21 protein-coding genes are annotated in these 20,812 nt (G+C 38.7%); 20 read left to right on the top strand and 1 reads right to left on the bottom strand.

The genetic code is table 11. The features are described from left to right. Positions 1 to 3: 3 nt before the first annotated feature. From P364_RS35330 to P364_RS0114660, 18 genes are all read left to right on the top strand, one after another. Positions 4 to 267, top strand: coding sequence for a hypothetical protein (locus P364_RS35330; RefSeq protein ID WP_236642196.1), 264 nt, complete (start codon positions 4 to 6; stop codon positions 265 to 267). Positions 268 to 498: 231 nt separating this feature from the next. Beyond that, the gene (locus P364_RS0114740; protein WP_024630873.1) at positions 499 to 744 is read left to right on the top strand and encodes a hypothetical protein; all 246 of its coding nucleotides are present in this window, start codon (positions 499 to 501) and stop codon (positions 742 to 744) included. A gap of 4 nt (positions 745 to 748) precedes the next feature. Continuing rightward, the gene (locus tag P364_RS0114735; protein WP_024630872.1) at positions 749 to 1,762 is read left to right on the top strand and encodes an MFS transporter; all 1,014 of its coding nucleotides are present in this window, start codon (positions 749 to 751) and stop codon (positions 1,760 to 1,762) included. A gap of 23 nt (positions 1,763 to 1,785) precedes the next feature. Next, complete coding sequence (locus tag P364_RS0114730; protein ID WP_024630871.1) at positions 1,786 to 2,622, top strand: S1 RNA-binding domain-containing protein; 837 nt, start codon at positions 1,786 to 1,788, stop codon at positions 2,620 to 2,622. 95 nt (positions 2,623 to 2,717) lie between these two features. Further along, positions 2,718 to 3,527, top strand: coding sequence for a hypothetical protein (locus P364_RS0114725; RefSeq protein ID WP_024630870.1), 810 nt, complete (start codon positions 2,718 to 2,720; stop codon positions 3,525 to 3,527). Between the two features lie 155 nt (positions 3,528 to 3,682). Further along, a complete protein-coding gene (locus tag P364_RS0114720; protein WP_024630869.1) occupies positions 3,683 to 4,996 on the top strand; it encodes an RES domain-containing protein in 1,314 nt (437 codons plus the stop codon). A gap of 400 nt (positions 4,997 to 5,396) precedes the next feature. Next, positions 5,397 to 5,780: a hypothetical protein gene (locus P364_RS0114715; protein WP_024630868.1), complete on the top strand. Its 384-nt coding sequence runs from the start codon at positions 5,397 to 5,399 to the stop codon at positions 5,778 to 5,780. Beyond that, positions 5,755 to 6,444 carry a CHC2 zinc finger domain-containing protein gene (locus P364_RS0114710; RefSeq protein ID WP_024630867.1) on the top strand — a complete coding sequence of 230 codons (690 nt, stop codon included), beginning with the start codon at positions 5,755 to 5,757 and terminating at the stop codon, positions 6,442 to 6,444. The genes P364_RS0114715 and P364_RS0114710 overlap by 26 nt, the downstream gene beginning before the upstream one ends. A 22-nt stretch (positions 6,445 to 6,466) precedes the next feature. Continuing rightward, positions 6,467 to 6,904, top strand: a complete 438-nt coding sequence (ssb, locus tag P364_RS0114705) for a single-stranded DNA-binding protein (protein WP_024630866.1) — start codon at positions 6,467 to 6,469, stop codon at positions 6,902 to 6,904. Between the two features lie 114 nt (positions 6,905 to 7,018). Further along, positions 7,019 to 7,444, top strand: a complete 426-nt coding sequence (locus P364_RS0114700) for a hypothetical protein (protein WP_024630865.1) — start codon at positions 7,019 to 7,021, stop codon at positions 7,442 to 7,444. Positions 7,445 to 7,464: 20 nt separating this feature from the next. Further along, positions 7,465 to 8,442, top strand: coding sequence for a DUF6744 family protein (locus tag P364_RS0114695; protein WP_024630864.1), 978 nt, complete (start codon positions 7,465 to 7,467; stop codon positions 8,440 to 8,442). Between the two features lie 93 nt (positions 8,443 to 8,535). After that, a complete protein-coding gene (locus tag P364_RS0114690) occupies positions 8,536 to 10,158 on the top strand; it encodes an AAA family ATPase (protein WP_024630863.1) in 1,623 nt (540 codons plus the stop codon). A gap of 39 nt (positions 10,159 to 10,197) precedes the next feature. After that, complete coding sequence (locus P364_RS0114685) at positions 10,198 to 10,575, top strand: DUF1257 domain-containing protein (RefSeq protein WP_024630862.1); 378 nt, start codon at positions 10,198 to 10,200, stop codon at positions 10,573 to 10,575. Positions 10,576 to 10,593: 18 nt separating this feature from the next. Then, complete coding sequence (locus P364_RS0114680; RefSeq protein ID WP_024630861.1) at positions 10,594 to 10,803, top strand: DUF2997 domain-containing protein; 210 nt, start codon at positions 10,594 to 10,596, stop codon at positions 10,801 to 10,803. Next, on the top strand, positions 10,800 to 11,363 hold the full coding sequence (locus tag P364_RS0114675) for a 4Fe-4S single cluster domain-containing protein (RefSeq protein WP_024630860.1): 564 nt from the start codon (positions 10,800 to 10,802) through the stop codon (positions 11,361 to 11,363). The genes P364_RS0114680 and P364_RS0114675 overlap by 4 nt, the downstream gene beginning before the upstream one ends. A 537-nt stretch (positions 11,364 to 11,900) precedes the next feature. Further along, positions 11,901 to 12,251, top strand: coding sequence for a LysM peptidoglycan-binding domain-containing protein (locus P364_RS0114670; protein ID WP_024630859.1), 351 nt, complete (start codon positions 11,901 to 11,903; stop codon positions 12,249 to 12,251). 116 nt (positions 12,252 to 12,367) lie between these two features. Continuing rightward, positions 12,368 to 13,414, top strand: coding sequence for a DUF6094 domain-containing protein (locus tag P364_RS0114665; protein WP_024630858.1), 1,047 nt, complete (start codon positions 12,368 to 12,370; stop codon positions 13,412 to 13,414). A gap of 59 nt (positions 13,415 to 13,473) precedes the next feature. Continuing rightward, complete coding sequence (locus P364_RS0114660) at positions 13,474 to 16,869, top strand: hypothetical protein (protein ID WP_024630857.1); 3,396 nt, start codon at positions 13,474 to 13,476, stop codon at positions 16,867 to 16,869. Positions 16,870 to 16,927: 58 nt separating this feature from the next. Here the strand turns inward: P364_RS0114660 and P364_RS0114655 are convergent, their stop codons facing one another. Next, positions 16,928 to 18,064: a hypothetical protein gene (locus P364_RS0114655; protein WP_024630856.1), complete on the bottom strand. Its 1,137-nt coding sequence runs from the start codon at positions 18,062 to 18,064 to the stop codon at positions 16,928 to 16,930. Positions 18,065 to 18,580: 516 nt separating this feature from the next. On the opposite strand from P364_RS0114655, the gene P364_RS0114650 reads away from it, so the two are divergent. Next, the gene (locus P364_RS0114650) at positions 18,581 to 19,213 is read left to right on the top strand and encodes a hypothetical protein (RefSeq protein WP_024630855.1); all 633 of its coding nucleotides are present in this window, start codon (positions 18,581 to 18,583) and stop codon (positions 19,211 to 19,213) included. Positions 19,214 to 19,291: 78 nt separating this feature from the next. After that, complete coding sequence (gene dnaN, locus P364_RS0114645) at positions 19,292 to 20,461, top strand: DNA polymerase III subunit beta (RefSeq protein ID WP_024630854.1); 1,170 nt, start codon at positions 19,292 to 19,294, stop codon at positions 20,459 to 20,461. Positions 20,462 to 20,812: the final 351 nt, after the last annotated feature.

Below are 20,812 nucleotides of genomic sequence, written 5' to 3'. Positions count from 1 at the left end.
AAGATGTTTACATGGGAAGAGATATATCTTGGGGAAAAGGTGCTCCAGCAAAGTCTGGAAAATCGTAATAAACTCAAAGATCCCAGAAGAGAGAAGGTCAAAGATTTCCGTAAGGGAATTAAAAGTGTTCATTATAACAAAGAAAGTAAAGCTGATAGAAAGCATGATTACCAACAATATAGAACAAAAATGAAACGACTCATGCGTAGCGAGCAATACGAGCTCTTACATAATTATAAACGCACGAGTGGTTGGCTTACTTGGTAACTCCTTAAACTAACAGGTATTGAGGATAGATTTATACTACAGATAGGGTTAAGTGTGAGTGGTATATCAAGTTTAATTTGATTGTTGATGTAAATCATGATAAACTAGTGAAGTATTAATTGAATACACTTTAACTAACACTACCGTAGATGCGGCGTGCTAGAGTCTTCTTACTATGTGGACTCTCAGTACGCCGCATTTTTTATTTCTATTGAAAGGAGTGATTTGGCATTGAATACCCAAACGAACGCAGCAAATGCAGTCCAGTTTGCTATAAATTGTGTAAGTGACCATTCGTTGGTTGAAAGAATCCATCAACTATCCCCACATAAGAGGGAACAGCTCACTACAATCTTATCTCATGAAATCGAAAAAGCTTGTTCTGTCTATGTACCATTGTTAGCATATTCTGACGCTACAGGATCAGAGATTGTTGTTAACTTCGTCGATGGTGCTATTGAAGGAGGTACAAATTAATGTCGTGAAAATCCTTTTAAAATACGTACCCATCGCTTTACGGCTTTACATACCATCTTTGTTCTTCTTTTCAATAATCGGATTAATGGCTTTATTTCTTGGATTATATCCATTGGGGTTTGGTATCCCGTTCTTCATATGGATCCTTGGCTTAACAGGACATATTGTCGTATACAAGTGCGTTAAAAAAGTTAATTACCTGTCACTTTATGGTTGCATCCTTTCGTTTGACTGGATGATCGGAAGCATAATCAACCGGATGATGAGTAACTTTTCTGGCAATACGATGCCTGTGTTAACTAATGTATTCTGCCTGATATGTCTAATTGGCATGCTGATCCTATCTTTTATTTACGTCAAATCTGTGAAGAGTCTGAAAATCCCCATCAACCGCATATACACCTGGGAAGATTTCGAATTTGATTTTAAAAAGAGACTCGAAAAAGACGAGAAGCAATGGAAGATAATATCACAAAATCTATCTGATAAGTTTACTGCACTTTCTGTTCTTAAAACTAAACTGATCCTTTCTCGCAAGGAAGAAAAACCTTCTCCAACCGAAGAGGTTCTTCAAACAGAACTGACTCTGGAAACTCCCATTCTTGCGAGAGATACATTGGATAATAACAACATCTTGGTAGAAAAGAATGAATTCTTTGATACTAATGGCCAAGATGACGAATTTACAACAGTTGAAGAAGATTCAGAATTCAAAATTATTGACTATCAAGCAGACAAAGAGCCAAAAGTGGAACCGATACAGACCCAGCAGGAAAAGGTGAAGCCAGCGATCAGTGAAAAAGAAATCTCAGGATTTTATGCAGAAGCTCCTCTGCCAGAGCCACCTCCTGATCGACGCCTGAACAAATCCCATCCGGAAAGGATCAAATCAGAATCCAGGACGGATGCTCAACAAGAATCCCAAAAGGATATACAAGAGAAGACATCAGATCAGTCAACGGTTATTGAAGAAGAAATACCCGATACCACGAATAGTTTTTGGAAATTTAAAGAATAACCCATTTCAAGGAGGAGATAGTAATGAGTAATATTGTCCAAAATGATGTCCTGTTGAAGGTTGTAAACGAAAATGAGGAGCAGCTGCAAAGTCAAATTGAGCAAGAAGCCTGGGAATTGGTCTATCAAGCCCGTCAGAACCGAAGTATTATGCAAGCTGAACTGGATGGTGTTGAAACTCACGCTGGCAAGGTATGCGGTATTGTATTCGTAGGTCATATCAAAGGAATTATCCCTATCGACGAAACTGAGTTTGAAAATGGGGCACAATTGAGAGATGCCGTCGGTACAACAATCTATTATAAAGTTCTTCAACTTGACCGTAACTCAGCAATTTTTGGCGCATCAAGCAAACAGGCTATTGACCATCTTCAAGGACTGACTTGGGATCGGCTACGAGAGAATATGATCATTGAAGCTAAAATTACTCGAGTCAATAATCGCTCTTTGCATCTGGATGTTGGTGCCATCAAAACATACCTTCAAGCGGACGAGGTATCCTATGAGTGGATCGACAACATGCATGATCGTTATAAAACTGGGGAGAGCATTCGGGTTAAGGTCATCGGATTGGAGAAGGAAAGTAAGACGCTGAAAGTAAGCAGCAAACAGCTTTACAAAAACCCTTGGCCAGAATGCGCTACCCGATACACGGAGGGCAATATCTACAAGGGCCGCGTTTCGGGCGTTGTTGAGTACGGTGTGTTCGTCAACTTATCAGAAGGGGTAGACATCCTGTGCCGGCAGCCGAAACCGAAGGTAGGTAAAGTTAAAAAGGGAGATACCGTGCGTGTTCGAGTGCAACGAATTGATGTTACGAAAAGTGAAATGGGTGGCAGTATCCAAAGTAAAGTGATTTAACTCTGATTGATTTGCCATTTAACGCCTTTACGATTAAAACCAAACGAAGGGGAGGCCAACATGGTCTCCCCTTTAAAACAGGGAGGACATTCATCATGAGTTCGGATCTTTCGCCATTTCATATAGGCAACAAGTATTTTATAAGTTGGGGACGGCAGCCCTCTGATACGATCAAACTAAAGCCCTCAACATTGAATACCGCACAACGACTGGTGGTAGAGAAGATGGGGTTCCTCTACTTTGCAACCAGGGTACAATTAGCGAAAATATTGAACCCTGGGAACATCAGACGAGGAAAAAAGAACGTTTCTTTCCTGTTGGATAAAGGATACCTGGTTGAGCACACGATGACAGGAAAAGAGAATAATAAATTGTTACCAATCTATAGCTTATCTAATCCGGCTCGTAAGTTACTTGGATATCCGAAGTTTCAAAAGGCTCTAACGGTAGAGGTTCTAAGTAAATTAATGGTTTCCCAGTTTTATTCACGTTTTTACGAAGTAGATCCAGCTACCCAGATGGATGCTTCACATGTTCCATTTGATGCCCTTTGCACAGTCCGAGGCATGCAATTTCAGATTGCTACCTTAAGAGACAAGGGCCAGCGTGAGAAGGTTCTGAATCAGATTCGGTTCGGGGATAATAAGGAAAAGGTTCTTATTGTCGCAAGTCAGTTAACTGAAGCAAACGCATTTCTAGATATTAAGGAAACTCATTTATTTAGAATAACAACGGACCATAATCTTCTGAAAGAAGATCTCTCTGTTAGCTTCTCTTATGTTGAAAACGGGGAGTTAAAATCTGAGCTTATCCCTCCATTTAAAAGTCGTCCAAAACTGATTCAGGAACCAATACAACCTGTTTCCAATCCAGCAGCCGAACGTTTGTTAAGCACGCTCAATTAACCTCTCAGTCCCTCTCGGTTTAATTGTACAACCGAATAACCTACGTAAAGCATCCTTTTCTTGTTTAAGAGAATGGATGCTTTTTTTGAGAATGCTAGGCTAGTTTCCCGATCAAGGATTATACTAATGTTACATTAATTGTTTGGGGGATTAGATTGCAAGAAGATTACACACATTTAGTCAATGAAATTGAAGAAAAAATGAAGAGCAAACATTATTGTGAGGATGAGATTAGCAAAATCGCCTTTAGCTTATACGGTAAGCTAATACCTCGTCCAGAATTCTCCCTTCATAATCGAGAGATTGGTGTTATGGAACAGTTCAAATCGAGGCAACATGTGAAAAATCTTCTAGATTGGGCTAAAGTATTCTCACCATTAGTTCAATTCCTGAGAAATGATTTAAATCTACCTTTAAGCAGAGAGAAATCACAGGTAGATTTTATACGTTTTATGAAAGACAAGCTTGATTTTTTTTGCACAAGTATAAAACAGAGTTCGTGTTATTCAATAATCTTAAATGAACAGGAAATAGACACAATACAAAAAATTTGTGACGACTTAAAATCGGCCTTAGATAGCTATTACGAAGGATTACCAGGTTCATCCTATAAGGCACTTGACGATTGTATGCAGAAACTTGCAGGTTTGAATATTACTCCTCTTCTTAAAGGGTACGGTAATCAAGACACATTATATTTCAAAATGAGAATTGGAAATTCAAATAACCAGTACAGTAGGAATCAAATGTTTCACATACCTTTTGAACATAGGGGGTGGGTAAAAACAAATAGATACAGTATCCCTGGCTTACCCTGCCTATATCTAGGATCAACTCCACTTACCTGTTGGGAAGAACTGGGGCGACCAGACTTAATTCGTACGCACACTTCCCTCTTCTTACCGACTGAAAATTTAAGAAGCTTTGATATATCTATTCCTCCGGCGGTAATTGCAGACTCTCTCGAGGAATTTCTTAAACTGGATTGCTCAGACTCAACAACTAAAAGCTACAAGGATATGATTCGAACCTATATTCTTCATTATCCATTAATATTATGCTGTTCGGTTCGTGTTTTGAATCCTGAAGACAGTTTTAAACCTGAATATATAATTCCTCAATTACTTTTACAGTGGATTCAACAATCTGAAGAATATGATGGAGTTGCCTACTTTTCAACTAAAATTCAAAACTATACGAAGAACAATTTCATGCTATATCGGAACTTTGCATTTCCAGTCCAAAGTATAAATGCTACCGGTTATTGTGATAAACTTGATAAGAAGTTTAATCAAATCACAAACGCAGTCCCTTGGGAAATATTCCAATTACACAAAGGATCGAAAGAGACAGCACCTGGACAAAGGAAAAGCGAATTAGAACTAGCACCGAATATTAAAACTCGTTACGGAGAAACTGATTTTGGGAGATTAGAGACTTTCCTAGTTCATATGCTAAATCCAAGATAAGATGACGTAACAAGATGAAATACATTATTTCACTTGATACAGCAACAATATCTCAGTATAATTAACGTATATTTAATTTCCTGGTACCAATACTATTTCACATCATTATGAACGTCTATAAGACGATGATAATACTATAGTGAAATTAATGGATCGATATACAAATTGTATATCAAGAGTCATTGGTAAAATTGCGGATTCATTTATGAAAGGGCAATATTATGTGGAAGGATCAGTTAAGAGTTTACTTTTCCTATCTTAATTACTTGGTTTCATCATGCTTTCGATAATTTAATTTTATATACATAATCACTTTAGGTGATCTTCCAAAAAGTCTACATCCCAAACGGATGTGGGCTTTTTTTACTTTATAAATAAAAAAATTAAGGAGGAATTTCCTGTGAGGAGTGAAAAACCAAAAAAACTTGATCAAGTACACGCTGTATTTACACAACAAAATCAGAACGAGACAAACCCGCTCACTATTTTTGTAGCATTATCTTCTTCAAAAGGGGAAGGTAACTATCTCGTTGCAGCTACTTACATAAAGGGTCAGATTGTCATTGCACATGAATGTCCCGCAATCCAACTTAAACGATCGTGCTGGCATACAGAGGTGGTTTTGTATATCTTCCAGACTATCTTTAGTCATCAGCCAGAGATTGCATCAGCTAGAACTGTTTTCATGTCTAAAAAGATAACGATGAAAAGGGACTGGGTTCAGATCCCGCATTCTTACATCCAAGGGGTGAATCAAAATGAGCACCGCAAGTTACTTGCCTGATATTGTGGACTATGCTGTATCGGCCGGTCTGCAAGTAAGATCCAATACACTTAATAAAGAGCAAACTGAATTTTGTTGTCCTTGGTGCGGTGATAGCTTGTCCAAAGGCAAATATAAACTCTCATTAAACCGCTTAAAAGGTGTGTACAAATGCTTCACTTGCGCAGAAAACGGGGGGATTCTTGATTTTATCCAAAAAGTAGAGAACCGACCTCGAGAAGAGATCCTAAATGACCTTCGTCAGAAAAACGGGGTTAATTTAGCGAAGCTCCAGAAGCGGAGAAATAAAAAGCATCCCGCTGAGTTATTAAGTGCTACTCAGCTTAAATTAATCGGTTTTTTAGATAATAGAACCCCTCAAAAGAAAGTTCGTGACAAGAACTATATAAAAAAAATCCATGATTGGATCTGGGCTGAATGGCTTCAATATCTCGACTCCAAAAAAAGAGATGCATTGGTCCATTTAATTTTGTGCATTGAGAATAACCAGTTTCAGCAAGGTATTGAATACCTGGAGAACCTATCTAAAGAACTGGACTACAATTTGGTGGATGAAGTATTGGAGGCTTATGGCTCTGGTAATCAATCACCTACCTGGGCTGAAGGAGTAAACAATATTTCTCGAGGCCTTATAGATGTATATCAATCAGCATTAAGACAATGATAAGAGAAGAGGCTAGTGACCTATGTTGAACCGTGTAATCCTGACGGGTAGATTAACTAAAGACCCGGATTTGAGGTATACGCCGGCGGGAGTAGCTGTAACGAGTTTTACGCTTGCCGTAGACCGTCCATATAAGAATCAAGGTGAACAAGAGACAGATTTCATTCCGATTATAGTATGGAGACAACTCGCTGAGACCGTAGCAAACTACTGTAGAAAAGGTAGATTAGTAGCGGTTGAAGGTAGATTACAGGTCAGAAACTACGAAAATAATGAAGGAAAACGGGTCTACGTTACAGAGGTTATTGCTGATAATGTTCGTTTTCTTGAATCAAACCGAAGCAATAATAACCATCAGACTAATCGTCAAACTGAATCTAATTCACGCTCAAATTATGATAATTCACAGTATGGGAATCCAGAGCCAATCGATATCTCTGACGATGATCTGCCATTCTAATTCAGGTTCATTGATTCTCTGAATCATACTTGTGAATGAATTTACCAAAATATCAAAAGGGAAATCCTTCTTCATTGAAGGGTTTCCCTTTTTTATTCAAAGGAGATGCCTGTAATGCCGAGAAAGAAACAAAAATCTTCAAGGATTCATGGCAACTACCAAGGCAGTATCAATATAGATTCATTACAACCAAGAATTCTTTCTGTCCGGTGTTGTCCATTCAACGTTGAACACATCGTCCATGGGAACTGCTTCTACCGAGGTGGTAGGCAGTGGTACTGTTCGGAATGTGGAGTTGAGTGGATCGCAAGTTTGCGCACAAAATCTGTTCGATATTTACGTTTAAATGAAGATGGATCTGCAGACTTGATTAAAACGATTCCGCTTGATTTTTTCAATGAATTCCGACAATCACAAGTAAAAGCTGCTCCTTACTCATCAGCCGAGGTGCAGTCACAAATAAAAATCATCTTACCAACCAGAATGAAGCCAGTCCATTATGAACAATTGGACTTCTCATTCAATATCCATAATAACTAACCTTGAAGGGATCGATAAATATGAGAAAAATGTCGCTGGAAATGGCACAGGAAATTACTGCAGTTGGAATGGAAGACAAAGATAATGTGGAGCTGATGGGTTACCTAGTATGGTACTCTATCGGATTAAAACTAATTGACCGAAACGTATTAGAGTCACACGTTAGAGTTTCGGGAATTGATGAAGACTTGTTGCCTGGCCAAATAAGGATCCCCGATGCATTCCGAAGATCCACCAAAGCGATAGAAAGCAAACAAGCAGCGGAGGATGGTAAGAGATCTGAGAGAATTCTCGTACGTGAAATTGTTAATGACTCTGAACGCATTGTCCGGAGCATTGTAAGGGAGGTAATTGATCCCCAACAAGACGAAAAATTGCAGTATAACACAAACGAGGCCGTCATCACTTTCGAGAGAGATATCCGTCTATTACATTCAGATATTATCAATCCGGATATTAAACCGTTGGTAGATAGGGTACAAGAGTTATTTGTACAATACCAAACTACCCATGACGATTCTGCAGTACGTCACATGTGTATATCGTCCATTAAAAATATGTCGCCGGTAATGGTAAAGACATCTGGGGGCGTTTACTTTATCCCTATAAAACATGAGGAAACATTGCGTGCCTTCGTCAGATTTGTAAATCTTCTGGAGTGTAGCTCAGCATATATGATACCTCTCATTAAAACCAAAGATACAATGGACCTGGTCCGTACAGCCACAGTGAGTCAGTTGAATTCGGCTTTAACAAATTTAAGAAATGCTTATGAGAATCGGGAAAGTTTAACACCTTCTGAAATCTCAAGTATTGTGAATGAGACCAACCTTTCGTTTGATGTCATTCAAGATTATCAAGGCCTACTCACTAGCGATCTACAAGAGATGAACTCATCCATTACTGATATGAAACGTATGCTTCACGCCGTTTCATCACTAAAAACCAAACGAAAGCCTCGAAGTCGTGGCACACGTCAATTATCCTTATTCGACTAACTATAGTTTTCACACTGAGATCTTTATCCCGAAAAAGGGGTAAGGTCTCTTTTCTTTTTTATAAAAATCAAAAAAACTGAGGAGTGTTCAAAAATGAGTGAAACTAAAACTATTGAGAATTATATCCATGCATGCTACCCGGCTATTTGGATCAATACATTCGAGGAACAAAGATGTCTTGATTCTCTATCCGATATCGTTGCTAATGATCCTCATCTATCCATGAAAGTTTGGTCCTGTACTAATGGCTTTGTGGACCACATTAAAGAATCCTTTTCAGATACCGAAGACTTCGTTGAAGAAGGCAGTGAACCGATTCAATCTGAAGAACAAGACTCATCACAATTTATATCCGAAGATGCTGCTGGAACAACCAAGACTACCCCACAAGAGGCGTTGGAATTTATCAATGAAGAGGACGTGTTTAACAGAATTTACGTCCTTAAAAACTTCCACCATTACATGGACAATCCATATATTCTTCAACTACTTAAGGATTCGATTAAGGGATGCGTGGCTGCTACAAATTACATCGTTTTTGTCAGCCCTAAAACAGTGATTCCTCCAGAAGTTGAGAAGGAAATCGCTGTTACAACATTTAGTCCGTTAACTATTGGTGAGTACGGTGAAATCTTAGACCGGCTTACCAAACCACAAAATGTCAAGATTAATGCGGAATATAGATCTCTGATTCTAAAGAATTCCTTAGGATTAACTGTGACGGAAGCTGAAAATGTCTACGCATTAGCCTGGACCAAACACCGGGAATTTGCTGCAGAAGCGGTTAAAACTATTCAACAAGAAAAGGCAAGTATCATTAAGAAGACTGGTATTTTAGAATTTATTCCCCCTAGCAATAAAATATCCGATATCGGGGGAGCTAGTGAATTCAAGAAATGGGGAGCCATTCGAAAGGAAGCCTTTTCCGAAGAAGCCAAGGAGTTTGGTGTGCAGTCACCTAAAGGGGTTCTACTCTGTGGTGTTTCTGGCGGCGGAAAGTCCGCTTCAGCCCGCGCATTGGGAAACCTGTGGGAATTACCCATCTTACGATTCAATATCGGAAAAGTATTTGGTTCGTATGTTGGAGAATCCGAAGCCAACATGCAGACCGCTCTGCGAACTTCTGAAGCCATGAGCCCCTGTATTCTATGGATTGATGAGATTGAGAAGGCGCTCTCTGGTATAGGGAACGATTCCTCTGGTGTAACCTCTCGTGTATTTGGAGAATTACTCACCTGGATGCAAGAGAAAGAACAAGATGTATTTGTATTGGCCACGGGCAATAATATTACCAATCTACCTCCTGAATTGCTACGGAAGGGAAGGTTTGATGAAATATTCTGGTTCGATCTTCCTGACCCGAATGAAAGGAAAGAGATTATAAGTATCCATCTCGAGAAACGCGGACGTACTGCCCTGGACTTCGACTTGGACAGTGTTTCTCAGGTCACAGACGGTTTTGTAGGTGCTGAGCTGGAACAAGTCATTGTAGACGGTATTGCCTTAGCATTCTTCGAAAAAAGTGAACTTCTCACTGAACATCTTATATCGGCTGCAGATCAAACGATTCCACTGTCCAGCCAACGACGAGATGAAATCAGTGCTATGCGGGAATGGGCTAATCAATATGCTCGTAGTGCATCAGCACCGGTGACTAAAAAGCCACAACGTAGAAAAGTTGAGTCAACAAGTAGACCTTCCAGAAGGCTCTCATAATCTAACACATTATTAATCTAACTTATTGGAGGAATTCACATGTCACACACATCTCGTATCGAAACAATCATTACAAACATTCCTGCACTTGAGCGTGCAGTCAAAGAGTTAAAACTGACATTTGTTAAAGGTGGGGTTGTTCGAGCGTACAGTAAGGCCCAAGAATTTCACGCCGACTACGTTATTCAGTTAAAAGGTCCCTATGACGTTGGTGTCATTAAAGTCGAAAAGAAATATGAACTTCGTACCGATTGGTGGGGAGGACACGTTGAAAAGGAGATCGGTAAGAATGCCGGCCGGTTACTGCAGGAGTATCAGATTGCAGTCGCTGTCATGGTTGCTCAAAGCCAGGGGCATACCATCATTAAACAAAAGCTGCCTAACGGCGCTATCAAAATGAGAATTCAACAAAGCTAATTAAAGAGGAGAGTATATATGAAGGAAGTAATCATATTAATCAGTCCAGATGGTGAGTTAACGATCGAAGCTATCGGATATAACGGGGACGGTTGCGAAGCTGCAACAGAACCTTATGAAAAAGGCCTTGGTAAGGTTTCCGAGCGATCATTCAAAAGTGAGTATAAACTTGCTTCAAGTCGCACCAAAAACAAGTCAGTAACAAGAGGAGGCCGTACCCTAAGATGATGATAAAGATCCACGAAATAACTCCTTATTCCGAAGTGAATGGACCTGGAGTTAGAACGGTTATCCATTTTCAAGGGTGCAAGTTTCAATGTCCAGGTTGTTTTAACCCTAAAACTCATTCCCTTGATGGCGGAGTGAGTATGTCGTTATCCCAGATCATCTGTTCCATTCCGGATACAGTAAGTGATATCACAATAAGTGGGGGAGAGCCTTTCCTTCAACCGAAAGCATTGCTTGAAATGACCACAAAACTAAAGAGACTTGGGTATACGATCGTTGTATTTAGCGGGTTCTATATGAATGAGATTCGTAATTTGAAATACGGCAATGATATCTTGGCCAACATCGATGTTCTGATTGATGGCCGTTTTGATTCAACAGCTGCTTCTTTTCAGGGACTACATGGGAGTGATAATCAAACATTACATTTCATCAGCAACAGATACTCCTACACTGATTTTGTTTCTCGTGATGTAGAAATTCTTATTTCAACAGACGGGTCTACACAAATCACTGGATTCCCAACCGCGTCATTGCTTGCAAACTTCAATAACAATTAAAGAAAGGGTAGATAATCGCTTATTTAAAGTGAATATCTACCCTTTTATTTGATTTAGAAACTTTCTTAAAGTTAATTTAGAAATCAGAAGACATTACTTTTAGCCACCGATATGTAAACAATGATGTGCTTGAAGTTAACCGAAAAATGATGATACAATAGCGGCATATATCATTTTCTTACCTCAGATAAACTCAATTCGTGCACGTTATGAACATCAAGCAGATGAAGATAACTATTAGGAATTGATTCAGGATATACTTTTATCTTTAAAGTATAGATCTCTGAGGGGACGTTTGCAGCATCGCCTGTGAAGACGTTACGGTTACGCATGGTATTACTTCATAAATGAGTAAACCTTTGCTAACAAACCATTAAGTTGAAATATCAAGTTTTTTTTAAAATCTCAAATCATCTATTGATATAAGAGAAGTCTTTCTGTCCAATTAGGCGGAAGACTTCTCTTTTTTTATAAATTTGGCAGTGTCTAAAACAGGACACTGCCTTTTTTTATTCCAAATAAGGGGGCATATTAAAAATGAAAAGAAGAACAGTTCGTCTATTCGCACTTACAATGATTAAAATCCTTGAGGGGCTCGAAGAAATCTGTTTAAAACTTAAACGTTCTCTCCGCAGGACTAAAGTTTGGATGACTTCTGTCTCTATTGTCTGTATCTCGATTTTTGCCATCAATGTATTCACTGATGTCAATCAAATAGACACAGAGTACGTAAGTTACGTTGTTGAGAGTGGTGATACGTTGTACGACATCAGCCAGCGTTATTACAATGGTGATCCAAGACAAGCTGTGTCCCTCATTCAATCTATCAATAAAATCAATGCAACAATCCATCCAGGACAGATTATCCAAGTACCTTCAAACAAATAAAGGTTGTTGGTTTACTACGGCCTGGAGGTGAATTCTAAAAATTCAAATGAGAGTCCACAACTAAGTGGGCTCTTTCTTTTAATGTTCAACAACAAACAATCAGAGGAGGATATACAATGGCCAGACTTGGTAGTGAATCAAAGGGAGGATTTTATCCTACCCCTACAAAAGAAATGGAACTAATTTTAAGACGTGTGCATCAAGAACACGATTATCCGTTTTCTATATTTGATCCTTGTGCCGGTACCGGCTCAGCATTACTTCAAATTAAAAACCACTTTTCAAACCAGGACTTGGTTGAATCTTATGGGATTGAGATCGAAAAAACTCGAGCTTATGAAGCTAAAAGGAATGTTGACCATCTGCTACAGTGTGGATATGAAGACACACGCATAAGTCATGATACATTTTCATTAATGTATCTAAACCCTCCATTTATGCAGTTAAAGAATGAAAGAAGTGAATATCGGTTTTTTAAAGATCTTACCCAATCCAATAACATGCTTTCTACATCAGCACTTGTTATTTTAAATGTGCCACAGTATACATTAGCGGAACTGTCTAAGATCATTGTTTCCAGACTCGAGGATATAAAAGTGTATCGTTTTACAGACGACAACTACTATGACTTTAAGCAAGTGATTGTATTTGGATATCTACGTGGTTCCCAGAAAAACCATCAAAAAAACTCCACCAACAAAGAACACCTCATAGAATACTTAAATGACATTTCATATCGCGGTCCAGAGTGTCTAAAACCATTAGATACCGAGGACGATGTAAGCTATGTGGTTCCCCCACAAGTCAAACCCACAACTATATTCACATCGACAATTGTAACGATTGATGATGTGAAAAACTCAAGTAAGGAAATTCGATTCTTAGATAAAATTTTCTCCTTAGTAGATGATGTACGTCTACAAAGCGATCATATTCAGAACCCAGCAATGCCACTTAAGATCACTCACCAGGTTCAAGCAATCCAATCCGGAGCTCTTCCTGAACATATGGGAGACCACTTGTTGGTTGCTAAAGATGAATCCCACCTTAGTAAAAGGACCGAATACGATCCGGAAACAAGAACATCTAAAACGATAGAAAGTTATACAAGAAAGTCAATAATTCGCGTGTTCACTCCAAATGGACATATCGACCTAAAATAATTAAAATCCATAATTGAAAGAGAGGAAAGATAGCCTCAAATTAAGAGCTATCGCAACTTATGACAACATCCATCTTAGAAAAAAACGAGAGTTTAATTGAAATGAATCCTTCCTTAAAACAAATGAGCAGACCGATGATTGCCAGTATCAAAGAATACTGTAGTAATCCCTCCCGTAAAGGGTGGGAATCTATTCAACAGTATCCGATTGGTCCTCATACGGTGTCTTCATTATATGAAATGTATTCTGGTAGCATGGATAGGCCCGAATCAAGCGAATTTGAGGCATTTCTACTCTATATAACAAAGGATTTACGCATTATTAGAACAGAAAAGGAAGGCAAAGTATTTGAGGCCTTTGTCAAAATGATTCTACTAAATGAAGATGACTTAACTTTAATTGGGATTTCCCTTGCCGGCAGCTTAAGTGCTTGCCGCGCGATTCATGCTTTGTTTTACGAACAAAAAGAGGTTATGGTAACCAATTTCTTCTCTGGTGAGGTGAAATTCTACAAAAGTACACGAAATTATAGAAGGATCGAAGAAGTTCATAGCAAGGTGTGTCATACCTTTTTACTTCCAAGAGTGGCCATTGTCCAAGAATACAATGAAGCTTGTTTGGAGGCGGACGCTAACAATAAGGCTCATCCACCAAGAATATTAATGTCTCGAGGAAACATCAATGAACTTGCAGGTCAATTCATTGCTCAAAAATTCAACTTACCAAAAACTCGTGATTGGGCAGATTTATACCTTTCGCTTATTCCAAAGGATAAATGGACTAACATAAAAACAATTCAAACGGATCTTGATGATATGGAAGAAACGATTACCACCATTCAAATTAATACGATGAAGGAAGAGGAGGTCTTATCTTGTATTGACCAGGCTATCATTGATGGTACCCTCAATGTTTTCTCTTCGACCAATACGACCTCAAATGTGGTATTTGATGACGGAATGACAACTGAAGACTATCTCCGGAAAAATGCAGAAATTCTCTCTACCAAGATGGAGATGTACTTAAAGCCACTATATAATGGACAGACATACACGAAGTATATCGGCATGACCAATCGCATCTGTCTTCCTGCACAAGCAAGAGCAGTAATGGGGATCCTAACAATTTTGAAAGAGGGATACTCCGCTTTCTTAAATGCTGACATGGGGTGTGGTAAAACGCAGATGTCCTTAACAGCATCTTACGTATTATCGCAAGAACAACATAGTCGGGGGAGTCATTCGGGAATTTCTGTTTTAATTACTGCCCCGTCAATAACGATACCTAAATGGGCAGGAGAAGAGATCCCTAAGGTGTTAGGCGAACATCATACACGGATACGGGTTATTAACTCGACTGAAGATGCTCTTGATTACGTACGCAAGGTCAAGAGTAAAGAAAGCAAAGTCCCATCCGGTACCATTGAATTTGTGTTAGTCTCAACGGATCGAATGAAGCTTACCGCTAATAAATTTATCTGTAGCGCGATCTGGAACCATAGAACACAAAATTGGCGTTGTCCAGATTGTTATCAACCAATTAAATCCCCTAAACCAAAAGATGCTGAAGCTGGCATTGTTGCTTCGTGGAAAGATATTGTTGAATATCCGAAGTACCCACCAACAATTGAGGAATTAAACGAAGCACGCTTAGATAAAACAATTACACCTGCTGGATTACCACGCAGTTATGTCAACAGATATACTTCCTTCATAAGACAACTCCAATGTGAATGCAAGTCCCCTTCAATCAAAGATGATCAGGAACCAAAAAAACACAAGATCAAGAAAAATTGTACATTAGCCCGGCCAGCATTAAAAAGTCGGGGAGAGGACCGAAACAAGGTTCGCTGGATGATTGCAGAAATCTTCCAAAAACACCTGAAGGGCCATTTCAAGCTAGGTATATTTGATGAGATCCAACAAATGAAGGCTTCAAATAGTGGGCGGGGACTTTCTTTTCACAAACTATTAAAAAGCTGTAGCAAAGCAATGTTTCTCACCGGAACACTAACCAGCGGAATTTCATCATCTATTCAATCTACGTTGTGGCGATCAGATCCTCAATCCCTTATTAACGAGGGTTTCGAACACTCCACATCTAAAGAGCTATGGGCCCAAAAATACGGCGTTCTTGAAAAAGTGACTTACCATGATGTGAATGATGGAAATGCCGGCCGTACGACGAATCGTCGTGCTGAAAAGGTCTCTCTAAAAGAGAAACCGGGCATCGCCCCTCAATTGGTCGCGAAGCACCTACTTCATAAGTCAGTATTCGTTGAGCTTTCTGATTTAGGATTACCTTTGGTGAGTTTAAGAGAAGAACCTGTAATTGTCGATCTGGAAGATGAACATGGTCAAGCATACCGTGAATTTGAACAGGAATTGTACGATACATGTATGAAAATACAGTCTGATTTAGGAAGTAAGGCTTGGTCTTACTACACTTCTGCTGTTTTGAATTATGCTGCACAACCAAGCCATGATTGTACTGTTGAGTTTACTGATGATAAAGGAAAACTACTCTCACGAGTTTCCCCTAAAGTGTTTGATGAAAGTTATACAACTGCAGTAGAACAGAAATTGGTAGAGGATATCCGGAAAGAGCTGGCTAATGATCGAGGATGTATTATCTTTACCAACTTCACGAACAAATATAAGACCAATGAGCGAATACAAAAGATCCTTTCAGAGGCGAACATCGACGCTACCATCCTGGACAAGTCCACTACAACAAGTATGGGCAGGTTCGATTGGTTAGAGGAACAAAAGCAACAAGGGACTAAGGTGCTGATCATGAATGCAGCGTTAGTCCAAGTTGGCTTAGATTTGCTAGAGTGGCCGAACCTTATGTTCTGGCAGCTAAATGATGATATAAATGCCGTTCGGCAAGCCGGACGTAGAGCGTGGAGAATAGGCCAAACCAAGGAATGTACAGTACGATTTTATGTCGCTAAAAATACGCATCAGATGAAACAATTCGAGCATCTGATGAAGAAAAGAATTGCTGCTTTATTAGTAGAAGGTAGAATTGAACGTTCAGATAAGATTGCAAAATTCGCAACGGACAATGAATCCGGACTAACACGGGATTTAGCGAACAATCTATCTGCAGCGGAACTTACGGAGACTTGGAAAAGTGCAGCTGAGAAAGATATTGATGAAAAACTCAACGTTGTTTCCGAAGAAGATTATCCTGCGGCTATTAGTGAAGCCTTCAAAATCTTAACAGCAGAGACCAAACGATTATGTGGTGTTTCTGATTTTGAACCAGAAATACCGAGAAAAGTGGAAGAAAAGAATTCTATTGGTATGGATCATATTCAAGGGATTTCCGTTTCTAAAGCAGAGAAAACATTAAAGATAGATATCATCCAATACAAAACAACACCTGTACGGATAAAGATGAAAAATAGTGAGGCTATTATTCAAGATCAGTTAGTATTTGATTTTTGATTTTTTAATCATTAAAGAGGTTGGACATTTGTCCAACCTCTTTTTTTCGTATTTATGTTTAAATCATAAATTCTGTTTGTAACGGTACGTGGGAATCTTCCAGCTTAACCATTTGCCTGATGTTATATTCCAAGCACTCCATGGATGTCATAGATGCTGCAGCTATCTTCTGGGATGAGTTTAGAGGCAGCAAACGCTTGAATCTTCTGCCCACATTATATCCTGTAGAATCTGTAGAAAGGAACGGGAATTCATGTAGTAGCCCATTGGATCCACCCAACCAATGAAAAGTCTGCCGATCACTATACTGACTGAATATCTTTTGAAAGAACTTACGTTTTTGATTTTGAGATAACATAAAAACTGTTCCACCGATTGCAATGGTAAGATGTATTGAGCTATTTACCCAACGCTCTAACGTATCCCAACCATAAGATTCATGCCAGACAGGGTAAGGTGGGATCTTTACGGATTGAGAGAGATATTCAAAGTTCTCCTCTGTCTGTTTAAGGTTCTCAACATCCAAATTGAAGTAGCCGATAATGAGTGGTTTAATCTTCTGAATCAAGGTACTGTATTGTTTCAGGCATATCGGATCAACATCCTTATTCCTACGTTGAGCTTTCATCACGCTGAAAGTACCTGAATCAATAATGATATGTAGCCCCAGATCATGACAGTGATTAAGTATATTGTAGATTCGCTCTTCACTATACTCGCGTAGATAGTAATTACTTAGAAGTACAAACTTACCACCTAACTTAGAAATCAGCTCTCTATCTTTTGGTGATGCCTCTAAACCCGAAAAAAAGTATCGAACACCTTTTATGACCAGGCATAATTTTCGATTAGCTAGAGTAATAATCCTGGAGCTAAGGTCACTTAATGCAGCATTTAACAAAGCCATTAAGTGTGACGTGAATGGGTCGAATTTCTCCAGTTCTTTTCTACTGACATTGCGATAAAATAACGCATATGTAAGAGCCTGGCGAAATCGAACTCTTGTAATTCTATGAACGCCCTGGGTCGAATTGATTTTAAAGATAATATGCTGAGCGGTGATTTCTTTTACCCCTAAAATACACCCCATGCCCGTCCTATAGGAATGCTCCCCTGACTGAATTCGTTTTCTAAATCTCTTCTCTACTTGCTTTGCCTTATGTACAAATGCTTGATCCATATATGGGTATTTCATTATTTTCTCAACTCCGCAGTCAATATGTTTCTTACAGATCGAGAGTATCATGTATTCGGAGTAAGACAACTATTTCGAAGTCACTTATTAGATATTTAATTATTGTCTAGTCAGTTCAGGACCGACATTAATCTATACCATATTGAACACTCAAGAATGAAACTTTATTTTTCATAAATATTAGTGTAAAATAAAGCTAATTCTTTTGTTTTTGTATTCTTCAATGCTATTTAAATTATGTACTCCACGAGATGATAATGGATTGGATAGCATTTTGGGACTAATGTATTTTCATTAGGATGAAGAATAAGATTGTGTACACTTTATTTCATTGAATAGAGTGATGGCAATACATATTGAATCAATAATCAAGTTGATTCAATGCTAAGAATCTTTTTTATTTCACCAACAAGTCTAAAACTCAATATTTGGCATCTAAACGCATGGATTCGCTTTACAAAGCGGAATCATGCGTTTTTTTTGCATATTGAACAAAATTTCAGGAGGTTATCACAGATGTTCAAGTTTCGTTTGAAAAAGAGGAATCAATACGGTTGGGACGCAATTTCCGCAATCGTTCCAGGTATGCCGACCTTGAAGTTATCATATTGGGTAAAAAACAAAGAGGTCTGTAGTTACATAAGTAAAGAAAGCCAGATCACAAGCGAAGTCTTGAAAGCAAGTCATGAGGCTGATCAGAATACTGAAATACAGATCTGGCGAAGAATTGGCTCAGATATGTCAGAAGATTCATGGTCCATATTATGTTTAGCTGCTGCAGTAGACAGACGTACCAGAGTGGTGACATTTATCTCTACTTGCTATAAACACTTACAACATGCAAATGAGCTAGCAAGCAAGCTTTGGAAGAAATCAAAAGCTAAGTTAATCCGTGCTATATGTCCGGACAATCTATTCTTAGCACATCAGATATGTATGGCGAAATACAACCTATCCCAGAATTCGTTTTCTATGGTAGGAGAAGTATCAGAAGAATACGGGAAGATTATTTTTGCTACCCAAACGAAACGGACTGGCAACTTAGTAGAAAAGCGTATTTACTTTGTCGGTCTAATGGATGTTATCCAGTTTAATGGTTTACTTGCAAGCCTGCTTACTATTTTAGGAGTTGGGACACGAAAAAGTTAAAGACATAATCTACTTGATCAAGAGTAGGCTATGTCTTTTTTTATTCTTACTTTAACTAAAAGAAGGGAAGATTTTAACATGAAAATTACAATGAAAACGAAGACACTCTTGGATGGCTTAACAAAAGTTAAAGAGACATTAGAGAAATCTGAAAGAGTACCGATCTGTATGAATATCAAATTTCATGCAACAAAAAAAGGACTAAACTTGGTTACGGATAATACCGTGAATTCAACGGAGCATTTCATACCGTCGAAGGAAAATGAATTAAGCGTAGATGAGGTAGGGTCAGTAATGATCCCACCACTCATTATTGAAATTGTAAGAAAAATGGGGTCCGCAGTCTGTATTACCGTTTCTGATCATCCTGATGAAAAACTGACGGATCAGAAACTGATTAAAGTAACGTCAGTTGATGAAAAAGTGAACGCAAACTTTAAAATGCAGGGTCTGAGTGCTGTAGAATTCCCCCAGTTTGTCATTCCGAAGGGGAAGGCTCTCCTTCAATTGGATTCTTCTCACTTTCTGGATCTATTAAATAAAACCTTATTCGCAGCCTCCACGGACGAAAACACGCCTATTCTTACTGGCGTTAATATTAACCTGACGGAGCAAGACCTTGTCTTTACTACAACCAACCGGCATAGATTAGCCATAGCCTCTTACCAAACGGATTCTATTCAAGAGTTCGGGAATGGTGGAATAACTATAGCAGCTAAGCCCCTCGAAAAAATATCGAGACTTATTGGAAGTAACAAGGTGGATATTTCTTTAGTTAAAGGGAGATTAGTGATTAAGTCAGGAAATACAACCTTCAGTACAACCATTCTCGAGGGAAGTTATCCTGATGTAAGTAGAATTCGTCCTGATGGGGACTCAATGAAAGTTAGTTTCTTGGTACATCGTACCGAGCTACTTGCTTCTCTAGAACGACAGTATATTGTTAAAGCGGAAGGCAACGATGGGGGAATTACCCTCATAAAAACCAACCCTAACAATGCTGCATCTATTGAGCTGAAAACGCATGAATCTTCATTTGCATCCGTAGCTGAAGAGATTTTTGTCCAAGATTACGTTGGTGACGAAATTGATATCTCGATTAATACAAGATATTTTTTGGATGCAATTAAAGCCTACCATTCGAAAATGGTCCGGATCAGCTTTACTGGAGAACTAAGTCCAGTTCTTATAGAGCCACAAGAGAGTAAGGGTAATATTCAAATTATCTTACCGTACCGTAGAAAATAGACAAGTATGAATGGATGCTTCCTTTATAGAAGGGAGCATCCATTATTATTCTACTTCAAAGGTGGCGAGCATATGGAATTCCTCCGATTGGACTGGAATAAATTCGAGAAATCATTAAAAGAGAAACATGAAGAGAATAGCACCTCAACGAAGGAGGAGCTTTATAAAATCGTTGAATTGATCTTTAGTGATACACCGCTAAATGAAATTGATTTCTCATCATTCTCCATAGAGGATGTTAACACCGTGTTGAATCAATCCTTTTATCTAGATTCATACGACAACGCATATTCATGGGATTATGAACAAAATGCAAAAAACAATTACTTTAACATATTCTACGAACAAACA

The organism is Paenibacillus sp. MAEPY2 (assembly GCF_000499205.1).
GTDB classification, from domain to species: domain Bacteria; phylum Bacillota; class Bacilli; order Paenibacillales; family Paenibacillaceae; genus Paenibacillus; species Paenibacillus vandeheii.
This window is presented reverse-complemented; position numbering and strand designations above follow the sequence as displayed.